Origin of the sequence: Janthinobacterium sp. 35 (assembly GCF_002754575.1) — a bacterium.
In the GTDB taxonomy this organism is placed as follows: domain Bacteria; phylum Pseudomonadota; class Gammaproteobacteria; order Burkholderiales; family Burkholderiaceae_D; genus Janthinobacterium; species Janthinobacterium tructae.
Genome location: NZ_PEFN01000001.1, coordinates 1,543,328 through 1,563,286, shown reverse-complemented (window position 1 = coordinate 1,563,286; position 19,959 = coordinate 1,543,328). Strand labels below are relative to the sequence as shown.

At 63.8% G+C, this 19,959-nt stretch carries 17 protein-coding genes; 10 read left to right on the top strand and 7 right to left on the bottom strand.

Annotated elements, in window-relative coordinates; genetic code table 11:
* Positions 1 to 30 precede the first annotated feature (30 nt).
* Both CLU93_RS07010 and CLU93_RS07005 read left to right on the top strand, forming a co-directional pair.
* Positions 31 to 441, top strand: a complete 411-nt coding sequence (locus CLU93_RS07010) for a cytidine deaminase (RefSeq protein WP_099760532.1) — start codon at positions 31 to 33, stop codon at positions 439 to 441.
* A 7-nt stretch (positions 442 to 448) separates the two neighbouring features.
* Complete coding sequence (locus CLU93_RS07005) at positions 449 to 1,660, top strand: nucleoside deaminase (RefSeq protein ID WP_099760531.1); 1,212 nt, start codon at positions 449 to 451, stop codon at positions 1,658 to 1,660.
* Here the strand turns inward: CLU93_RS07005 and CLU93_RS07000 are convergent.
* From CLU93_RS07000 to CLU93_RS06975, 6 genes are all read right to left on the bottom strand, one after another.
* Positions 1,657 to 2,820: a dipeptidase gene (locus CLU93_RS07000; protein WP_099760530.1), complete on the bottom strand. Its 1,164-nt coding sequence runs from the start codon at positions 2,818 to 2,820 to the stop codon at positions 1,657 to 1,659. The two genes, CLU93_RS07005 and CLU93_RS07000, sit on opposite strands and share 4 nt — an antisense overlap.
* A gap of 11 nt (positions 2,821 to 2,831) precedes the next feature.
* Positions 2,832 to 3,254 (bottom strand): VOC family protein, encoded by a 423-nt coding sequence (locus tag CLU93_RS06995; RefSeq protein WP_099760529.1) that lies wholly within the window; start codon positions 3,252 to 3,254, stop codon positions 2,832 to 2,834.
* A gap of 160 nt (positions 3,255 to 3,414) precedes the next feature.
* Entirely contained in the window at positions 3,415 to 3,684 is a 270-nt protein-coding gene (locus CLU93_RS06990) for a hypothetical protein (RefSeq protein ID WP_099760528.1), read from the bottom strand.
* Between the two features lie 137 nt (positions 3,685 to 3,821).
* Positions 3,822 to 4,337 (bottom strand): hypothetical protein, encoded by a 516-nt coding sequence (locus tag CLU93_RS06985; protein WP_099760527.1) that lies wholly within the window; start codon positions 4,335 to 4,337, stop codon positions 3,822 to 3,824.
* 91 nt (positions 4,338 to 4,428) lie between these two features.
* On the bottom strand, positions 4,429 to 5,106 hold the full coding sequence (locus CLU93_RS06980) for a TetR/AcrR family transcriptional regulator (RefSeq protein WP_099760526.1): 678 nt from the start codon (positions 5,104 to 5,106) through the stop codon (positions 4,429 to 4,431).
* Between the two features lie 10 nt (positions 5,107 to 5,116).
* Complete coding sequence (locus tag CLU93_RS06975) at positions 5,117 to 6,586, bottom strand: aminotransferase-like domain-containing protein (protein ID WP_099760525.1); 1,470 nt, start codon at positions 6,584 to 6,586, stop codon at positions 5,117 to 5,119.
* A 199-nt stretch (positions 6,587 to 6,785) separates the two neighbouring features.
* On the opposite strand from CLU93_RS06975, the gene CLU93_RS06970 reads away from it, so the two are divergent.
* The 8 genes from CLU93_RS06970 (at position 6,786) to CLU93_RS06935 (ending at position 18,141) form a co-directional block, all read left to right on the top strand.
* Positions 6,786 to 8,102 carry an aspartate aminotransferase family protein gene (locus CLU93_RS06970; protein WP_099760524.1) on the top strand — a complete coding sequence of 439 codons (1,317 nt, stop codon included), beginning with the start codon at positions 6,786 to 6,788 and terminating at the stop codon, positions 8,100 to 8,102.
* A 121-nt stretch (positions 8,103 to 8,223) separates the two neighbouring features.
* Positions 8,224 to 9,726, top strand: a complete 1,503-nt coding sequence (locus CLU93_RS06965; protein ID WP_099760523.1) for a CoA-acylating methylmalonate-semialdehyde dehydrogenase — start codon at positions 8,224 to 8,226, stop codon at positions 9,724 to 9,726.
* Positions 9,727 to 9,772: 46 nt separating this feature from the next.
* On the top strand, positions 9,773 to 11,140 hold the full coding sequence (locus tag CLU93_RS06960; protein ID WP_099760522.1) for an NAD(P)-dependent oxidoreductase: 1,368 nt from the start codon (positions 9,773 to 9,775) through the stop codon (positions 11,138 to 11,140).
* A complete protein-coding gene (gene preA, locus CLU93_RS06955; protein WP_218968328.1) occupies positions 11,140 to 12,420 on the top strand; it encodes an NAD-dependent dihydropyrimidine dehydrogenase subunit PreA in 1,281 nt (426 codons plus the stop codon). The genes CLU93_RS06960 and preA overlap by 1 nt, the downstream gene beginning before the upstream one ends.
* A 134-nt stretch (positions 12,421 to 12,554) precedes the next feature.
* Entirely contained in the window at positions 12,555 to 14,039 is a 1,485-nt protein-coding gene (locus CLU93_RS06950; RefSeq protein ID WP_099760520.1) for an NCS1 family nucleobase:cation symporter-1, read from the top strand.
* Positions 14,040 to 14,060: 21 nt separating this feature from the next.
* The gene (hydA, locus tag CLU93_RS06945) at positions 14,061 to 15,452 is read left to right on the top strand and encodes a dihydropyrimidinase (RefSeq protein WP_099760519.1); all 1,392 of its coding nucleotides are present in this window, start codon (positions 14,061 to 14,063) and stop codon (positions 15,450 to 15,452) included.
* A 15-nt stretch (positions 15,453 to 15,467) separates the two neighbouring features.
* Positions 15,468 to 16,703, top strand: a complete 1,236-nt coding sequence (locus CLU93_RS06940) for a Zn-dependent hydrolase (protein ID WP_099760518.1) — start codon at positions 15,468 to 15,470, stop codon at positions 16,701 to 16,703.
* Positions 16,704 to 16,758: 55 nt separating this feature from the next.
* Entirely contained in the window at positions 16,759 to 18,141 is a 1,383-nt protein-coding gene (locus CLU93_RS06935) for a glycosyltransferase family 9 protein (protein ID WP_099760517.1), read from the top strand.
* On the opposite strand, the gene CLU93_RS06930 is transcribed toward CLU93_RS06935, so the two are convergent.
* The gene (locus tag CLU93_RS06930; protein WP_099760516.1) at positions 18,138 to 19,892 is read right to left on the bottom strand and encodes an allantoate amidohydrolase; all 1,755 of its coding nucleotides are present in this window, start codon (positions 19,890 to 19,892) and stop codon (positions 18,138 to 18,140) included. The genes CLU93_RS06935 and CLU93_RS06930 overlap by 4 nt on opposite strands.
* Positions 19,893 to 19,959: the final 67 nt, after the last annotated feature.

Below are 19,959 nucleotides of genomic sequence, written 5' to 3'. Positions count from 1 at the left end.
CCTTTGCGGGTTTTACAGGTAAATAATCAAATGAACAACCAAGAACTGATCGCCGAAGCCAACGCCGGCCGCGAACTGGCCTACGCGCCGTATTCGCGTTTCAAGGTGGGCGCGGCGCTGCTGTGCAAGGATGGCCGCGTCTTCCGTGGCTGCAACGTGGAAAACGCCGCGTATGGCCTGTGCAACTGCGCCGAACGCACGGCGTTTTTCAGCGCCATCGCGCATGGCTGTAAACCGGGTGATTTCGCCAGGCTGGCCGTCACGGGCGACACGGCGGAACCGATCTCTCCATGCGGCGCGTGCCGCCAGGTGATCTTCGAGATGGGTGGCGCCGACCTGCCGGTCATCCTGACGAACCTGAAAAACGATGTCATGGAAGTGACGGCGGGCTGGCTGCTGCCGCACGGCTTCGGCAATTCCGACCTGGACATGAAACCATAGGAGTGGTTTGAACAAGACGATCGACATCCAGGCCGCCGTAGCGATTGCCGCGGCCGAAGCCATGGCAGCCAAGACGCAGGGCACCTTCGGCGTGGGCGGCGTGCTGCTCGATGGCGCCGGCAACGTGCTGCAATCGATGCACAACAACGTCGTACGCCAAGGGCTGGTGTTCGATCCCACCGCGCATGGCGAGCGCCAGCTGGTGGACTGGTATTTCGCCGAGCGGGCCAAGGGCACGCCCTTGCCGCCGCCCGGCGAACTGACCATCGTCACCTCGCTCGACCCGTGCTGCATGTGCACGGGGGCGATTTTGGCGGCCGGCTTCAACGTGGTGGTGGCCGCGCCCGACGTCAAGGCGGGTATCAATTACGATGGCGGCGCCACGTTCACGGCCTTGCCAGCGCCGCTGCAGGCGCAGGCCGGCCGCAGCTTTTGCTATCCGGCCGTGCGCGGCGCCACCGAGTATGCGCGCCTGCCTTCCGGCGCCGCACCCAAATCTTTTTTCATCGGCAAGAGCATCCACGAGGCGACGCAGGCACTGTGCTCGCTGGTGTTCGAAGCGACCTCGGCGCAGGTGATGCAGTTGCTGAACGCCGGCGACGACGTGCACCGGCGCGATCCCGCCACCTTGCCGTCCGAGCATGCCGTGGTGCGCGCCCTGCGCCGCCGCTATCCCGATGCCCTGACTTACCGCTGCGAGCCGCATGCGCCCGATGCTGGCCTGGCGCCATTCCTGCAGGCTGCCATGGAGCAGGACGCACGCGATGGCGGCCAGGGCGACGCGGCCGCCTTGCTCGATTCCTTTGGAAACCTGCTGCTGTGCATGCCGGGGAAACTGGCGCAATCGGCCATCCGCACGGCGTTCATGGAATGCACGCGCCAGTACGCGCAGCTGCGTTTTGAATTGATGGCGAATGCGGCGCCGGCGCTGCAGGAAGAAATCAAAAGCTACCTGGGCCACCCCAAGCATGGCACCTTCGTGCTGGCCATCGGCCCGGACGACAGCGCCGCCAGTTTCATGACCCTGGGCGCTTACGGTTCCACCATGGAAGGGGCGCTGCCGGAGAATAATCCCGCACAGTTCCAGTACGTGCGCCCGGCCATGGCGCAAGATGCGCTGCTGGCGCTGTGCGACGCCATGCCGCCCCTGTACCGCAAGCTGATACGCATCCGGCCGCGCCAGGTGGCGGACCAGGCTTTGATCCGCGCACTGGGCTAGGCGTCGTCGTCGGGCAAGTTCTTGAGTAAAAAGTCGCGCACGTTTTCGCCCGCCACGCGGCGAATTTGTGCCTCCGACAGGCCCGCGTCGAGCAGCGCCTGCGTCAATCGCGGCAAGCCGGTGGCGTCGATGGCGGTGGTGACGGCGCCGTCGAAGTCCGAGCCATAGGCCACGTGCTGCGCCCCGATCAGTTTTACCGTGTACTTGATGGCGCGCGCGATCGACGCCACGTCCTTGCCGCAGACGGCCGTATTCCAGAAGCCGATGCCCACCAGGCCACCCTGGGCGGCGATGCGTTTCAACTGGCTGTCGCTGAGGTTGCGCCCATTGGCGCAGGTGCCGCGCACGCCCGTGTGCGACACCATCACGGGGCGTTTCGCCAACGTTAACACGTCGTCGATGGTGGCCGGCGAGGCATGTGCCAGGTCGACGATCATCTTGCGCTGCTCCATGGCGCGCAGCCATTGCCTGCCCAGCGGCGTCAGGCCCCCTTTCTTCAGGCCGTGCTGGGAGCCCGACAATTCCGTGTCGAAGAAATGCGTGGGCGCGGCCATGCGGTAGCCGGCCCGGTACAAGGTATCGAGGTTGTCCAGCTTGCCTTCGAGCGCTTGTGCGCCTTCCAGTGTCAGCCAGCCGGCCAGCAGGGCGGGGTCTTTTTCGCGCGCGGCGATGAAGCTGCGCAGCTGGGCGCGGCTGCCGATCACGCGCACCTTGCCATCGCTCTTGGCCGCTTGCTGGCGCAGCTCGCCGGCCTGGTACGTAGCGCGCGCCAGCAGGCTGTTCCAGGTGGCGGGCGGCAAGCCTTGCGCCACCACCAGCGCCGTGATGTTGTCCGTGTCGCTGCCATTGCGTTCGATATTCATCTTGCGCGGCGTCTTGGTGACGACGGAAAACGCTTGCAGCGCCACGTTGGCCCGCTGCAAGCGCGGAAAGTCGACATGCCCGCGCTGGCTGTCGCGGTTCAGATTGCGTTGCCACAGCAGGCTGTCGGCGTGCAGGTCGGCGATCCACAGGCTCTGGTGCAGGGCTACAGTGGCTGCCGATGGCGCCTTGCCGGAGGGAGGGTGGACACGGTTGAGGTGCTCGTCCACGAGGACGGGGGCGGACAGGAAGCCGCCGATCAGCGCAAGGCTGGCGGCGGTGAGGGTACTGATAATCATTGTTCTCCGTCTTACCATGGGTCGTAGGTGCCCAGGCTCCAGATATGGCCTTCCGGATCGCGGCAGGTAAAGCCGCGTCCGCCGTAATCTTCATCCTTGATGTCGAGCACGATATCGGCGCCCGCCTCGCGTGCGCTGCGGTAGACGGCATCGGCATCGCTGACGACCAGGTAGCAGTTTTGCGTGTTGGCGCCGCCGATGTCGCCAGGCAGTTTCATCAGGCGGCCATAGTCGCTGTCGAGGGCCGGCGCCACCATGACCATGCCATTGCCAAAGCTCAGTTGCGCATGGGCGACGCCACCATTGCCGTCAGGCACGATCAATTGTTTTTCAAAACCGAGCGCCTTGCATAGCCATTCGATGGCGGCGGGCGCGTCGCGGTAGCGCAGGCAGGGAATGGTCGTGCCGGTTGTCGCTTTTGCTGTCGTGGTCATCAGAAAACTCCTATGGCTGAGGGGGAGTAGCTTTGATCGTCTATTCAGCGTAGCGTTCCGTCTCCAACCCTTCCATCGGGATGGGTTTGATGCCCGTCAATGCTGCGCGCACTCATAGTGCCATAGAACCATCATTGCACTCTTGCCACGACGCAAATTTTTATTGCGGTGACTGCGAAGAGTTCGCGGCCTTCGTGTCCTTGCCTGTATCGTCGCTGCTGCTTGCCCATTTCAGCAGCATGACGAGGGCAAACAGCATGATGGCCAGTGGCAAGATGGTGATCAGGAACGCCAGGCCCAGGCAGCACGCCAGCAGCATGGGCCAGGACATGGCGCGCAGGGCGGCCATGCCCTGGCGCGCGTAGGCGCACAGCTCGCTCCAGAAAGCGCTGAAGGAAGTGCTGCCCGGTGCCGAATTGATGTCTTTCATGCCGTTCTCCTGTGGTTGCCGCTGCCGTATGCAGGCTGGCGATGAATCCACTATAAGTAAAACCTTGCTGCCAGACATCGTGTATGCGACGAATGGCAGGAATGGCGGAGCGAACGGCGACGGGCAGGGACAAACGGTTACTCGAACACCTTGAGTTTCAGCTGGAAACTGAGTGCGCCATACAGGCGGTCCTTGTAGGACGGCACGATGGCGATATTCACGCCCACGCGCTGGTATTCATAGCTGATGGTGGGGACCAGGGCCGGAAACCAGCCGCCATCGCGCATCTTCGGATAGCCGCTGAAGCCGCCAACGACGGCGCCGATGCGCAGTGGGCCCACCTTGATGGGCTGGTAGTACACGCCCAGGTAGTTCGAGTAGGCGCGGTCGCTATTGTAGAAGCGCCCTGCCGTGACCGAGGAAACCGTGGAAAAACGGTATTCGGCGCCCAGGCCCGGATTGCTGTCGTTCAGGTTCTTGTCGCGCTGAAAGTGATACGAATAAAAGCCCGCGTTGAGCCAGGTTTCGCTCAGCGGCTGATTGTCTATCATGCCCACTGTCTGCGCCTGTGCCGTGGATGCCAGTGCCAGCAGCGCCGCGCAGGCGACCTTGCCCAGCAATGACGCGGTGCGCGCCGATGACCATTGTTTCATGCCTGTTCCTTGTCCTGTCGCTATGGCGCCGCGATTGCAAACGCTCCAGCGCGCCATGCTATCACTGCTCGTTTGTTCCTTGGAAATTTCATCACGTGCCGGGTGCTGCCGCAGGCAGGGCGATGGCAGCCTGCACCATGTGCGTGAGCAGGATTTCGGCATCTTCGTAATCCTTGCGCGTGAGCTGCTTGCGATCCAGCACCAGGGCCATCTGCGCTGAAAAATCTGCATACGATTGCGTCATGGCCCAGATGGCGAACATCAGGTGCGTGGCGTTCACAGCGGCGATCCGGCCTTGCGCGATCCATGCCTCGAAGACGGCGATATCCTTGCGCAGCAGCGGCACGACCCGGTCGCGTATCTGCGCGCCGTACAGAGGCGCGCCATTGATCACTTCCAGCGCATATACGCGCGAAGCCCATGGCTGTTCGCGTGAAAAACGCAGCTTCGCGCCGATGTACGCGCGCAGCACATCGCGCGGCTCGTCGTGTTCATTGGCCAGCGATTCCATGCGCGCCAGCCAGTCGTCGAGCACATCGTCGAGCACGCGCTGGTACAGTAGCTGCTTGGACGGGAAGTAATACATCAGGTTTTGCTTCGACAGGCCGGCCCGCTCGGCGATGGTGGCGATCGACGCGCCTTCATAGCCGCTTTGCGCGAAGGCGCGCACGGCTTGCTCCAGGATGTCCGCTTCCAGGCGGTCGCGGTTTTGCAGGCGCCGGCCGCCGGCATTTTTCACGGAAAGGGCAGGGGATTTATCGCTGGCCATGGCGGATTCTTTAGCGTGGGCGGATCGATTGCAGGAAGGCTTGCAGCACGGGGGTATCGGTGTAGGCCACGTTGAAGCGGAACCACACCGTCTCGGGCGCGCGCAGCATGAAAAATTCGTTCGGCGACAGCAGGATACCGGCCTTCAATGCCATGTCGGCGATGATCTTGCCATTCCATTCCGGCGTCTGCAGGTCGGGCCAGCCGGCGCTGACGAACATGCCGCCACGCGGCCGCGCCACGGGCGCCATGCCCGCCTGTGCCAGGCAGTCGATGCTGCGCTCGCGGGCCGCTTCGAGCTGCGCCACCAGCCGTTCCACCATGCGCTTGTAGGGCCGCGCGGAGATGGCGTGGTAGACGGCGCGCTCGTTGATTTCCGACGTCGTCAGCCCCGCCAGCATTTTCACGCGCACCAGTTCGGCCACCAGCGGCGGCGAGGCGCAAATCGACCCCACGCGCAGCACGGGCGACAGGGTCTTGGAAAAACTCCCCACGCGGATCACGCGGCGCAAGCCGTCCATCGCCGCCAGCGATGCTTCGCCGCGCGCCGCCAGTTCGCGGTAGATATCGTCTTCCACCAGCCAGAAATCGAATTGCTCGGCCAGCGCCAGCAGACGGTGCGTCTGCGCCTGGCTGAGCGATGTGCCGAGCGGATTTTGCAGTACCGTGTTGACGAACATGAGTTTTGGCTGCGTGCGCGCGGCTTCAACGGCCAGCGCATCGAGATCGAGGCCCGCCTCGCTGCGCGCAATGCCCACGGGGATGCAGCCGTGGTGGCGTATCAGCGACTGCAGATTGCTGTAGCCGGGGTCTTCCACCAGCACCGTGTCGCCCGGCTTGGTCAGGCTGCGCAGGATCAAGTCAAAAGCATGCGTGGCGCCGTGCGTCAGCAAGACCTGGTCCGGCTCCACCTGGAACAGCTCTTCGGACAGGCTGCTTGCCAGGTGCTGGCGCAGCGAGGCAAAGCCGAGCGGGTGGCCATAGCCGCGTAGCCGGCTGGCGGGGATGCGCATGGCCTGGCGCACGGCATCGAGCACGGTCGCTTCGCCATACATCTCGGGCGGCAGCCAGCCGGCACCCACGGGCAGGGCATCGGATACGCCCGAATACAGATCCGGCGTGAGGGCATCGATGGCGGTGGGGCTGGCAAGGGTGTTGGTAATGAGGGCAGCCTGCGGCGAGGCGGCGATATCGTGGCGTGCGACGAAATAGCCGGAGCCGCGCCGCGACGACAGCAGGCCCAGGTTGACCAGGCGGTCATACGATTCGACGACGGTAAAGGTCGAGACGCCATTGCAGCGGGCGAACTGGCGCACGGACGGCATGCGCGTGCCGATGCGCAGGGCGCGGCTGCCCACCATGACGCTGATGGCGATGACGATCTGCTCGACGAGGCCGCCCTTTTTCTGGCGGTCGATGTCCAGCACGGGCCAGCCATTGCCTTGCTCGGGGGCATCGTCTGTGCTGTCGCTGTGCTTCACGGTGGCTCCTTATGCTGCCTTGCACAAAACTGTAGTGGTTTTTCGACCTGTACGGTTGGGGTACTTTGCCGTTTGTGTATCTGTGCCATTGGGGATGGCCTGTCTATTATTACATCAGCTTTTTGCCAACTGGTAAATTATTTTACGCTTCGTCAAAAACGATCCTGGCGCCGCGCCAGCCCATCCCAAGGAGAAGATCATGAACGAAACAAGGCCGGAATCGATGTCGGCATTCTGGATGCCGTTTACGAATAACCGCGATTTCAAGGCCAACCCGCGCTTGCTGGTGTCGGCCGAAGGCATGTATTACAAGGACGTCGATGGCAACGCCATCCTCGATGGCACGGCCGGCCTGTGGTGCGTGCCGTGCGGCCACGCGCAGCCGCAGATCGTCGGCGCCATCCGCGAGATGGTGGGCCAGCTCGACTTCGCCCCCACCTTCCAGATGGGCCATCCGGCCGCCTTCGACCTGGCGGAAAAACTGATGGACTACACGGGCCACAAGTTCGGCCACGTCTTCTACACGAACTCCGGTTCCGAAGCCGTCGACACGGCGTTAAAAATCGCGCTGGCCTATCACCGCGTGCGAGGCGAGGGCGCACGCACGCGCCTGATCGGCCGCGAACGCGGTTATCACGGCGTGGGCTTCGGCGGCATTTCCGTGGGCGGCATCGGCGGCAACCGCAAGACCTTCGGTCCCTTGCTGCCCGGCGTGGACCACCTGCCGCACACGCACAACCTGGACAAGAACGCCTATACGGTGGGCGAACCCGAATACGGCACCCACCTGGCCGATGAACTGGAACGCATCGTCGCCCTGCACGACGCGTCGACGATTGCGGCCGTCATCGTCGAACCGGTGGCCGGCTCCACGGGCGTGCTGATTCCGCCGAAAGGCTATCTGAAACGCTTGCGCGAGCTGTGTACCAAACACGGCATCCTGCTCATCTTCGATGAAGTGATCACGGGTTTCGGCCGCATGACGACGCCGTTCGCCGCCGATTATTTCGACGTCGAGCCGGACCTGATGACGACGGCCAAGGGCCTGACCAACGGCATGGTGCCGATGGGCGCCGTCTTTAGCAAAAAGTACATCCACGACGCCTTCATGGACGCGCCACCGGGTATCGAACTGTTCCACGGCTACACGTATTCCGGCCACCCGCTCGCTTGCGCCGCCTCGCTGGCAACCCTGCAAGTGTTCGAGGAACAGGACATCCTGGGTCACGCCAAAGCGATGCAGGCATATTGGAGCGACGCCGTGCACTCGCTCAAGGGTCTGCCGCACGTGATCGACCTGCGCAGCATCGGCCTGATCGCCGGCATCGAACTCGATCCCATCGCCGGCAAACCGGGCACGCGCGCCTTCAACGCCTTCAAGCAGGCTTTCGCCGACGGCGTGCTGATACGCACGACGGGCGACATCATCGCCCTGTCGCCGCCGCTGGTGCTGGAAAAACAGCATGTCGACGAGTTGTTTGGCAAGCTGGCCAAGGTACTCAAAAATCTCGATTGAATTGCGACCCCAAGCAAAACCTGGGGTCGGACCCTGAGGGGGTATGCGTCCCAGTGGGACGCATACCAATCTCTAAGAGACCGACCCCGGCACTTGTTTCTGGGTTTGAAAAAGGAACACCATGAACACTCTCGACACCATCACCCACTACATCAACGGCGCCAAAGTCGACACCCAAAGTGACCGCTACGGCGACGTCTACAACCCCGCACTGGGCGTACCCGTGGCCCGCGTGGCCCTGGGTACCGTGGAAGACGTGGATGCGGCCGTGCAGGCCGCCGCCGCCGCCTTTCCCTCGTGGTCGGCCACGCCGCCGTTGACGCGCGCGCGCGTGCTGTTTCGCTACCTGCAGCTGTGCCAGCAGCACACGGACGACTTTGCCGCCATGCTCACGCGCGAACATGGCAAGACGTTTGCCGATGCCCAGGGCGAAGTGGCGCGCGGCATCGAGATGGTGGAATTTGCCGTCGGCATCCCGCAATTGTTAAAGGGCGAATTCACGGACCAGATTTCGCGCGGCATCGATGCCTGGTCCATGCGCCAGGCGCTGGGTGTGGTGGCCGGCATCACGCCATTCAATTTCCCCGTGATGGTGCCGATGTGGATGTTCCCCGTCGCCATCGCCTGCGGCAATACCTTCGTCTTGAAACCGTCCGAACGCGATCCGTCGGCATCCCTGCTGCACGCGAAATTGCTGAAGGAGGCGGGCTTGCCCGACGGCGTCTTCAACGTGGTGCAGGGCGATAAAGTCACGGTCGATGCCTTGCTCGACCATCCCGTGGTGCAGGCGATCAGCTTTGTCGGTTCCACGCCGATTGCCGAATACATCTATGCGCGCGGCAGCGCCAGCGGCAAGCGCGTGCAAGCGCTGGGCGGCGCGAAGAACCATATGGTGGTGATGCCCGACGCCGACATGGACATGACGGTCGACGCGCTGATCGGCGCCGCCTACGGTTCGGCGGGCGAACGCTGCATGGCCATCTCGGTGGTGGTGGCCGTGGGCGACGCGGGCGACAAATTGATCGACGCACTGGCAACGCGCACGGCCGCACTGAAAGTGCGCGACGGCATGGAAGATGGTGCGGAAATGGGACCGGTCGTCTCGCTGGCCGCCAAGCAGCGGATCGAAAAACTCATCGCCTCAGGCGTGGAACAGGGCGCCACTTTGGTGGTCGATGGCCGCAACCATGTGGTGGCGGGGCGCGAGAACGGCTTCTTTGTCGGCGGTACTTTATTTGATCACGTCACGCGCGACATGAGCATCTACAAGGAAGAGATTTTCGGTCCCGTGCTGTGCGTGCTCCGGTGTCCTGACGTGGTGCATGCGGTGGAGCTGATCAACGCCAACGAATATGGCAACGGCGTGGCCATCTACACGCGCGATGGCGGCGTGGCGCGCGAATTCGTGCGCCAGATCCAGGTCGGCATGGTGGGCGTCAACATCCCCTTGCCCGTGCCGATGGCCTTCAACAGCTTTGGCGGCTGGAAGCGCAGCATGTTCGGCGACCACCACGCGTATGGACCCGAAGGCGTGCGTTTCTACACGCGCCACAAGGCCGTGATGCAGCGCTGGCCGAACACGGCAAGCGCTGGTGTGGAATTTGCTTTTCCCCAGATGAAGTAAAGGTTTCACATTACGAGCCGGCCGCACATAACAAGAGGAATACGCGATGATCGAGTCTTTGAACTATTTGCCGCATCCCGCCCTGCCCAACGAGGAACTGGCGGGCCATTTCACCGACCTGGCGCCGCCCCTGACGGCGCGCCAGGCGGCCATCGAAAGCGCCCGCTGCCTGTATTGCTACGACGCGCCGTGCAGCCGCATCTGTCCGTCGGAAATCGACGTGGCCAGCTTCATCCGCAACATCCACGACAAGAACATCAACGGCGCCGCCGCCGGCATCCTGAAACAGAACATCCTGGGCGGCAGTTGCGCCCGCGTCTGCCCCACGGAAATCCTGTGCGAGGATGTCTGCGTGCGCAACCACGACGCGGAAGGCCAGCCTGTGAAAATCGGCCTGTTGCAGCGCTACGCCGTCGACCACATGCATTTTGCGGCGCACCCGTTCCAGCGGGCGGCAAGCACGGGCAAGACGATCGCCATCGTCGGTGCCGGTCCTGCGGGTTTGTCGTGCGCGCACCGCCTGGCCATGCTGGGGCACGACGTGGTGATCTTTGAAAAGGAAGGCAAGGCGGGCGGCTTGAACGAATACGGCATCGCCAAGTACAAGCTGACGGAGGACTTCGCGCAAAAGGAAATCGACTTCCTGCTGGACATCGGCGGCATCGAGATCCGATGTCGCCAGGTGCTGGGCGAGAACCTGCAGCTGCGCGACTTGCACGCGCAGTACGACGCCGTGTTCCTCGGCCTGGGCCTGGGCGCCAGCCGCAAGCTGGGCCTGACGGGCGAAGATGCGCCGGGTCTTTTGGCCGCCGTCGATTACATCGCCGCGCTGCGCCAGGCCGACGACCTGGCCTCGCTGCCCGTGCCGAAACGCGCCATCGTCATCGGCGCCGGCAATACGGCCATCGACATGGCCGTGCAGATCCAGCGCCTGGGTGCCGAGGAAGTCACCCTGGTCTACCGGCGCGGCTTCGACGCCATGACGGCTACCCACCACGAACAGGATATCGCCAAGGCCAACCAGGTGCGCATGCTGACGTGGGCCCAGCCGCAACAGGTGCTGCTCGACGCGGCTGGCCATGTCGCCGGCATGCGTTTCGAGAAAACGCGCATGCAGGGCACGCGTCTGGCCGGGACGGGCGAAACGTTCGACGTGGCGGCCGACGCCATCTTCAAGGCCATCGGCCAGAGCCTCGACACCGGCGTGCTGCATGACCCGATGGCGTCGCTGCTGCAGCGTGAAGGCGACAAGATCGCCGTCGATGCGGGTTTTCGCACGGTGCTGCCGGGGATCTACGCGGGCGGCGACTGCGTGGCGCCGGGGCAGGACTTGACGGTGCAAGCCGTCCAGCATGGCAAGCTGGCCGCACTGGCCATCCATTCCGATTTATTCAATAAAGTGGAGGCTGCATAATGGCTGATCTCAGCATCGAATTTTGCGGCATCAAGGCGCCGAATCCCTTCTGGCTGGCGTCCGCGCCGCCGACCGACAAGGCCTATAACGTGGTGCGCGCGTTTGAGGCAGGGTGGGGCGGCGTGGTGTGGAAAACCCTCGGTGAAGACCCGGCCGCCGTCAACGTCTCGTCGCGCTATTCCGCCCTGTATGGCAAGAACCGCGAAGTGGTGGGCTTCAATAACATTGAACTGATCACGGACCGCTCGCTGGAGATCAACCTGCGCGAAATCACGCAGGTGAAAAAGGACTGGCCCGACCGCGCCATGATCGTCTCGCTGATGCTGCCCTGCGAAGAGCACTACTGGGCCGACATTTTGCCGAAGGTGGAAGCGACAGGAGCGGACGGCATCGAACTCAATTTCGGCTGCCCGCATGGCATGCCGGAGCGGGGCATGGGCGCGGCCGTGGGCCAGGTGCCCGAGTATGTGCAGATGGTCACCGCCTGGTGCAAGAAGCACAGCAAGCTACCCGTCATCGTCAAGCTCACGCCGAACATCACGGATGTGCGCCTGCCGGCGCGCGCTGCCAAGGCGGGCGGCGCCGACGCCGTCTCGCTGATCAACACCATCAACTCGATAACCTCGCTGGACCTGGACCGCATGGTGGCCTTGCCCATCGTGGGCGGCGCCAGCACGCACGGCGGCTATTGCGGGTCTGCCGTCAAGCCGATCGCCCTGAACATGGTGGCAGAAATCGCCCGCGATCCGCAGACGCGCGGCTTGCCCATTTCCGGCATCGGCGGCATCGGCAACTGGCGCGACGCGGCCGAATTCATTGCCCTGGGCGCCGGCTGCGTGCAGGTGTGTACGGCCGCCATGCTGCATGGTTTCCGCATCGTCGAAGAGATGAAGGATGGCCTGTCACGCTGGATGGATGAGAAGGGCTATGAAAGCATCAGCGATTTTTCCGGCAAGGCCGTGGCCAACACGACGGACTGGAAATACCTGGACATGAATTACCAGGTCATCGCGCACATCAACCAGGATGACTGCATCAAGTGCGGCAAGTGCTATGTGGCCTGCGAAGACACCTCGCACCAGTCGATTGCGCAACTGATCGACGCCGCCGGCATGCGCACGTATGAGGTGATCAAGGAGGAATGCGTGGGCTGCAACCTGTGCGAAATCACCTGTCCGGTGCAGGGCTGCATCACGATGGTGCCGCAGGCCACTGGCAAGCCATACATGAACTGGACGCAGGATCCCAGGAATCCACGGGCGTTGGTGGAAACGGTGTAGGGCACGTTTTTTGCGTACGTATATTTTATAAACTGTAGCCTGTCTTTGCAGTAAGCTAGACTGCCGCAGTTTACACAATGCCGTATCCCTGGCGTCATTCAAGATGCCGGCGGCCTAACCGATGGAGAATACCTGTGAACCACGACTATTCAGGCAATACGCAGCTGTGGAATGAAGATCTGGCGCCCACCACGGCAGCGCAGCGCACCTGGCGCTGGTATCACTTTGCCGCGCTGTGGGTGGGCATGGTGATGTGCATTCCCGCCTACACCCTGTCGGCCAGCCTGATCGACAGCGGCATGTCCGGCTACCAGGCCGTGCTCACGGTATTTCTCGCCAACGCCATCGTGCTCCTGCCCATGCTCTTGATTGGCCATGCGGGCACCAAGTACGGCATCCCGTATGCCGTGCTGGCGCGCGCCTCGTTCGGCACCATGGGCGCTCGCCTGCCGGCGCTGATGCGCGCCATCGTCGCCTGCGGCTGGTACGGCATCCAGACCTGGTTCGGCGGCCAGATGATCTACACCCTGATGGGCGTCTTGATGGGGCATGAACTGGGCGGCGAGAAGATCGCGGGCCTGGGCATCAACGGCAGCCAGTTGCTGTGCTTCCTGGCTTTCTGGGCCATCCAGTTCTATTACATCCTGCATGGCATGGAGTCGATCCGCAAACTCGAAACCTATACGGCACCGCTGAAAATCCTCATCTGCTTCGTGCTGCTGTACTGGGTGCACAGCAAGGCTGGTGGCGTGGGCGCGCTGCTGGACCAGCCATCGCAGTTCATCCCTGGCGGCAAGAAGGCGGGCCAGTTCTGGAGCGTCTTCTGGCCATCGCTGACGGCCATGGTGGGTTTCTGGGCCACCCTGGCACTGAACATTCCCGACTTCACGCGCTTCGCCAAGACGCAGCGCGACCAGGTGATCGGCCAGTCCGTCGGCTTGCCCGTGCCCATGGGATTGCTGGCCATGCTGGCCGTGATCGTCACTGCCGGCTCCGTGGTCATGTACGGCAAGGCCATCTGGGACCCCGTCGACCTGGCCAGCCGCATGACGGGCGCCGCAGTGCTGGTCGCCCTGATCATCCTGCTGATCGACACGGTCAGCGTCAACCTGGCGGCCAACCTGGTGGGTCCGGCGTACGACTTTTCCTCGCTGGCGCCGAAGCAGATTTCGTACAAGATGGGTGGCTACATCACGGCCTTTATCGCCATCGTCATGATGCCGTGGAAAGTGCTCGAGTCGACGCAGGGCTATATCTTCACGTGGCTGATCGGCTACTCGGCCCTGCTGGGCCCCATCGCCGGCATCCTCATCGTCGACTATTATTTTGTGCGCAAGACGCAGCTCGACGTCAGGCAGTTGTACCGCGATGACGGCATTTACTCGTATGGCAATGGCTGGAACATGGCGGCGCTGATCGCCTTTGTCATCGCCGTGCTGCCGAATATCCCGGGCTTTCTGAACGCGGCCTTTCCCACGGCGTTTCCCGGCGTGGCCGAAGGCTTTAAAACCATTTACACCTACGCCTGGTTCGTGGGCGTGGCCATCGCCGCAGTCGTCTACGGCGTCATGATGAAGGGCAAGGTAGCGGCACGCGTGCAGCAGATGCCGCAGTCCTGATCTTTTCGAGAAGGAGACAAGATGACTACATTGATACGTGGCGGTACCGTCGTCAACGCCGACCGGGCGTTTCGCGCCGATGTGCTGATCGACGGCGACACGATTGCCGCCGTCGGCGAGAACTTGCCGGTGCCGGTGGGCGCCACCGTGATCGACGCGGGCGGCCTGTACGTGATGCCGGGCGGGATCGACACCCACACGCACATGAATTTGCCCTTCATGGGCACTGTGACGTCCGACGATTTTTTCACGGGCACGGCGGCGGGACTGGCGGGCGGCACCACCACCATCATGGACTTCGTCATTCCTGCCCCGAAGCAGTCGCTGATCGAGGCGTATCACCAGTGGCGCGCATGGTCGGCCAAGGCGGCCGGCGACTACACCTTCCACGTGGCCATCACCTGGTGGAGCGAGCAGGTTCATGAAGAAATGGGAGTGCTGGTGCGCGAGCATGGCGTGAACAGCTTCAAGCACTTCATGGCCTACAAAAACGCCATCATGGCCGACGATGAAACGCTGGTGAAAAGCTTTACCCGTTCGCTGGAGCTGGGGGCATTGCCCACCGTGCATGCGGAAAATGGCGAACTGGTTTTTCAATTGCAGCAAGCCTTGCTGAAAAAGGGGATTACCGGGCCGCAGGCGCACCCGTTGTCGCGTCCTCCCGCGGTGGAGGCGGAGGCGGCCAACCGCGCCATCGCGATTGCCAATGTGCTCAATACCCCCGTGTACATCGTGCACGTCTCGTGCGCCGAGTCGCTCGACGCCATTACGCGGGCGCGCGCCAACGGCCAGCGCGTGTATGGCGAAGCGCTGGCGGGCCACCTGGTGATCGACGACAGCGTCTACCAGAGCGATGATTTCGATTATGTGGCGGGCCACGTCATGAGCCCGCCGTTTCGCGGCAAGCACCATCAGGCGGCCTTGTGGCACGGCCTGCAAAGCGGCAACCTGCACACGACGGCCACCGACCACTGCACCTTCTGCGCCGAGCAGAAGGCGGCCGGCAAGGATGATTTCACGCGCATCCCGAACGGCTGCGGCGGCGTGGAGGAACGCATGGCAGTGGTGTGGGATGCGGGCGTCAATTCCGGCATGCTCACGCCCTCCGAATTCGTCAAGGTATCGTCGACCAATGCGGCGCAGATCTTCAATATGTATCCGCGCAAGGGCCTCATCGCCGCGGGCAGCGATGCCGACATCGTGCTGTGGGACCCGCAGGGCACACGCACCATTTCCGCCGCCACGCAGTTTGCCAAAGGGGGCTTCAACGTCTTCGAAGGGCGCACCGTGCGCGGCATCCCCCGCACCACGATTGCCGCCGGCAAGGTGGTGTTCCACCAGGGCGAGCTGACGGCCGTCGAAGGGGCCGGGCGCTATATCGAGCGCCCGGCGTTTGCCGCCACCGCCGCATGAAGTCAGGAGACAATAATGGATGATCTACGCATCAATGGCGAACGGCTGTGGGCAGCCCTGATGGAACTGGCGCAGATCGGCGCGACAGCGAAAGGCGGCGTCAAGCGCCTGGCCCTGACGGACCTCGACAAACAGGGCCGCGACCTGGTGGTGCGCTGGGGCCGGGAGGCGGGCATGAGCATCACCATCGACCAGATCGGCAATGTCTTCATGCGCCGCGACGGCACCGACAATACCCTGCCGCCCGTGATGACGGGCAGCCATATCGACACGCAGCCCACGGGCGGCAAGTTCGATGGCAACTACGGTGTGCTGGCGGGCCTGGAAGTGGTGCGCACCCTTAACGATTTACAGATCAAGACGCGGGCGCCCATCGAGGTGGCCTTCTGGACCAACGAGGAAGGCTCGCGCTTCGTGCCCGTGATGATGGGTTCCGGCGTCTTTTGCGGTGCCTTCTCACTTGAAACCGCGTATGCGGCGAAAGACACGGAAGGAAAAACGGTGGGCGAGGAGCTGGCGCGCATCGGCTACAAGGGCGACCAGGTGCCGGGCGACCATCCGATCGGCGCCTATTTCGAAACGCATATCGAGCAGGGCCCCGTGCTGGAAGACGCCGATAAAGTCATCGGCGTGGTGCCTGCCGTGATGGGCCTGTCGTGGTACGACTGCGTGGTGACGGGCATGGAAGCGCATGCGGGACCGACGCCCATGGGCCTGCGCAAGGATGCGCTGCAGGTGGCCACCGTCATCATGCAGGAAGTCGTCGCCATCGCCAACCGCTACCCGCCGTATGGGCGCGGCACGGTGGGCATGGTGCAGGTGTTCCCGAACAGCCGCAACGTGATTCCCGGTGAAGTGACATTCAGCATCGACCTGCGCAATGTGAACGACGAACTGCTCAACACCATGCATGGCGAGATCACGGCCTTCATCGACGCCACGCGCGAAAAAACAGGCCTGGGCATTTCACTGGAAAGGGTGTCTTATTACCCGCCATGCCCGTTCCATCCCGACTGCGTGGGCGCCGTGCGCAATGCCACCGCAAAGCTCGGTTATTCCGTGATGGATGTGGTGTCGGGCGCCGGTCACGACGCCATCTACGCGGCCCGGCTGGCGCCGGCCGGCATGATCTTCGTGCCCTGCAAGGACGGCATCAGCCACAATGAAATCGAGGATGCCAAGCCCGAGCACCTGGCAGCGGGCTGCAATGTGCTGCTGCACGCGATGCTGGAGCGGGCCGTGGCCGTCTAGCTGCGCTGGCGCGGCGGTGCTATGCTGGGCGCCTTGCGATCACAGGCAACCGGCAATGAGCACTCTCAATTTCGATAACGAAGCCAACCCTGCCGCCGTGCATGCGGCGCGCGGCGGCGAGCTGCTGGCCAGTGGCGATGCGGCAGGCGCCGAAACCTGTTTCCAGCAGGCGCTGGTCTTCGACTCCGGGCATGTATTCGCCCTGGCCAACCTGGCCTGGATGCGTGGAGAGGAAGGCTTGCTGGCAGAAGCGGAAAGCTATTACCTGCGCGCGCTGGCGCAAGCGCCCGATGACGTGCATCTGCTGCAGAACCTGGGCGCGCTGCTGATGACGATGCGTCGCCCGGTGGAGGCCGAGCGCATCGACCGGCGCGTGCTGGCGCTGGCGCCGGAAATGCCTTCCGCCTGGTCCAACCTGGGCGCGCTGCTGGCCGCCATGCAGCGCGAGACCGAGGCCGAACGCTGCTACCGCCATGCCATCGCACTCGATGGCGACTACGCCAATGCGCGCTACAACTTGTCGTATCTGCTGCTGCGCCAGGGCCGCCTTCTCGAAGGCTGGCAGATGCTCGAAGCGCGGCCGCAGCCGACCATGTTTGGCGCGTATTTTCGCTTTCCCCGCTGGCAGGGCGAGCCGCTTACCGGCCAGTCGCTGCTGATCTGTCCCGAGGCGGGCATGGGCGACATGCTGCAGCTGTGCCGCTATGCATCCTGCCTGCGCCAACTGGGCGCGGCGCGCATCTCGCTGCTATGTCATGCGCCGCTCAAGACGCTGCTGCTAGACCTTCCGGAGATAGACGAAGTATTCGCCATCGGCGAGACCGTGCCGGACGACGGCTGGAATTACTGGGCACCGATCCTGAGCCTGCCCGGTCTGTGCGGCACCACCCTGGAGACAATTCCGGCCCAGTTGCCGTATCTGTGGGCGCAGCCGCAGGCCGTCGCGGCGTGGCGTACGCGCCTGCCGGCGGCGCCACTGCGCGTGGGCCTGGCCTGGCGCGGCAATGCGCAATTTGAAAACGACGATGCGCGTTCGCTGGCGACGCTCGACGTGCTGGCGCCGCTGAGCGCGGTGGACGGCGTGCAGTTTGTCAGCCTGCAGAAGGGTGCCGGCGAGGACGATACTTCGGCGTCACTCGCCCTGGTCGGCGGCGGCGCGGCGCTGGGCGACATGGCCGATACGGCGGCGCTGATCGCCAACCTGGACCTGGTCATCAGCGTCGATACGGCCGTGGCGCACCTGGCGGGCGCGTTGGGTACGCCGTGCTGGCTGCTGCTGCCCGACTACTTGCCGGACTGGCGCTGGATGGCCGGGCGCCTCGATACGCCCTGGTATCCCACGATGCGGCTGTTCCGCCAGCCTGCGACAGGTGGCTGGCAACCCTTGATTGGCCATCTTGCGCAGGAACTGGCGCGCTGGCGCCAGGCGCACGGCTAGGTTTTTGGCTGGAAATTCCGCAAGAAATGCAGCAGGGCTTGCGCCGCGATGTCGGCGTCGTCGGCCGTCATGGTTTCCAGCGGATTGTGGCTGATGCCGCCATTGCCGCAGCGCGTAAACAGCATGGCCACGTCGGTGATGGCGGCCATGGCCATGGCGTCGTGGCCGGCGCCCGACAGCAGCGCGTATGGTGCGATGCCGACCGATTCCACGGCTTGCGCCAGCTGCGCCATCAGCCACGGCGCGCACGGCGCTGCACGCGCCGACAGCAGCAGTTCCAGCTGGTAGTCGATCTGGCGCCGCGCGCAGATGCCTGCGATGCCATCGAGGATGTCGTCGACGGCCGCCTGGCGTACCGCGTCGCTGGCTGCGCGGATATCGAGCGACAGGGTGCAGGCGCCGGCGATCACGTTGACGGAACCGTTGGGCACCTGTAGCTGGCCGACGGTGCCCACCAGTGCTACGCCCTGGTTGCAACGCTGTTCCACCAGCAGGATGATTTCGGCCGCCGCGCTGGCCGCATCCTTGCGCATGCTCATGGGCGTGGTGCCCGCGTGGCTGGCCACGCCGCCAAGATTGAGCAGGTAGCGCGAGCTGCCGGCAATCGCCGTGACGATCCCCAGCGGCAAGTCGCGCTCGAGCAGCACGGGGCCCTGTTCGATATGCACTTCCACATAGCCGAGCAAATCGGCCGGATCGCGCGCGATGGCGCCGATGGCGCTCGCCTCGTGACCGGCGGCGGCCAGCGCGTCGCGCATGCTCACGCCATCCGTGTCGCATTGTTCCAGCAGCGACAAGTCGAACCTGCCCGTCACGGCCGTGCTGCCCAAAAACGTGCTCTTGAAGCGCACGCCTTCCTCTTCGGCGAAGCCGACGATCTCGACGTGGAAAGGCAGCTTTTCACCCCGTTCGTGCAGGTGGCGCACGACGGCGATCGGCAGCACGATGCCCAGCCGGCCGTCGTACTTGCCGCCGTTGCGCACCGTGTCGTAATGCGATCCCGTCATCAGCGTTTTTGCGCCGGGCGCGTCGGACAGATAGCGCCCGACCACGTTGCCGACGGCGTCGATCTGCACCTGCATGCCGGCCTCCTGCATCCAGTCGGCCAGCTGCGCTGCCGTTTTCTGGTGCGCCGGCGTCAGGTAGGCGCAGGTCAGGTTGTAATCGCTGTCGCTCCAGCTGGCCAGTGTTTCAGCGTGCTGCATGATGGCCGGGCCGAAGTCCAGGCGCACGTCGAACAGGTCGTTCAGGCGTAGCTCGGCGATGCGCTTGATCTGCCGCAGCGATTCGGCCAGTTCATCGGCGTGGCGGTTCTTCAGGCGCCGCGCAAAGGTGGCGATGATGTCCTGGCGCGTCAAACCCTCGCCCGTCGGGCCCTTGACGGCCAGGATAAAGGGAAAGCCGAACTTGGCGTTGTACTCGCTGTTGAGGCGCTGCAGGGTGGCAAATTCGTCGGCGCTGCACAGGTTCAGGCCGGACTTGGCCTGTTCGCGCATCGATTCCATTGTCAGCTGTCCCGCGACGGCGGCCTTGCCGGCCAGTTCGGGGTGGGCGCGGATGAGCCCCAGTTGTTCTTCGGACGAGGCCAGGGCCAGCACGCGCTGCAATTCCGTCTTGAGCGCCGTCAGGCTGGCAAACGGCCGCGCGGCGGCTGCGCGCTGGGCGATCCAGGGCGAATGTTCGTAGATGCCGTGCAGCTGCGCGATAAAATCGGCCTGGCTGCCGGCGTTCAGGTCTGAAAGGGTAGTCATGGTTTTCCGATCATGCAAGCAGTGATGATAGCGCCCCGTTCCTGCATCCATTATATGCGCGTGCTGA

Bases quoted from the DNA above. Each gene is read 5' to 3' on its own strand.
- CLU93_RS06930 (WP_099760516.1), bottom strand. From the start codon at position 19,892: ATGACTACCCTTTCAGACCTGAACGCCGGCAGCCAGGCCGATTTTATC.
- CLU93_RS06985 (WP_099760527.1), bottom strand. From the start codon at position 4,337: ATGAAACAATGGTCATCGGCGCGCACCGCGTCATTGCTGGGCAAGGTC.
- CLU93_RS06970 (WP_099760524.1), top strand. From the start codon at position 6,786: ATGAACGAAACAAGGCCGGAATCGATGTCGGCATTCTGGATGCCGTTT.
- CLU93_RS06990 (WP_099760528.1), bottom strand. From the start codon at position 3,684: ATGAAAGACATCAATTCGGCACCGGGCAGCACTTCCTTCAGCGCTTTC.
- CLU93_RS06940 (WP_099760518.1), top strand. From the start codon at position 15,468: ATGGATGATCTACGCATCAATGGCGAACGGCTGTGGGCAGCCCTGATG.
- CLU93_RS06965 (WP_099760523.1), top strand. From the start codon at position 8,224: ATGAACACTCTCGACACCATCACCCACTACATCAACGGCGCCAAAGTC.
- CLU93_RS06995 (WP_099760529.1), bottom strand. From the start codon at position 3,254: ATGACCACGACAGCAAAAGCGACAACCGGCACGACCATTCCCTGCCTG.
- CLU93_RS07000 (WP_099760530.1), bottom strand. From the start codon at position 2,820: ATGATTATCAGTACCCTCACCGCCGCCAGCCTTGCGCTGATCGGCGGC.
- preA (WP_218968328.1), top strand. From the start codon at position 11,140: ATGGCTGATCTCAGCATCGAATTTTGCGGCATCAAGGCGCCGAATCCC.
- CLU93_RS07010 (WP_099760532.1), top strand. From the start codon at position 31: ATGAACAACCAAGAACTGATCGCCGAAGCCAACGCCGGCCGCGAACTG.
- CLU93_RS06980 (WP_099760526.1), bottom strand. From the start codon at position 5,106: ATGGCCAGCGATAAATCCCCTGCCCTTTCCGTGAAAAATGCCGGCGGC.
- CLU93_RS06935 (WP_099760517.1), top strand. From the start codon at position 16,759: ATGAGCACTCTCAATTTCGATAACGAAGCCAACCCTGCCGCCGTGCAT.
- hydA (WP_099760519.1), top strand. From the start codon at position 14,061: ATGACTACATTGATACGTGGCGGTACCGTCGTCAACGCCGACCGGGCG.
- CLU93_RS06960 (WP_099760522.1), top strand. From the start codon at position 9,773: ATGATCGAGTCTTTGAACTATTTGCCGCATCCCGCCCTGCCCAACGAG.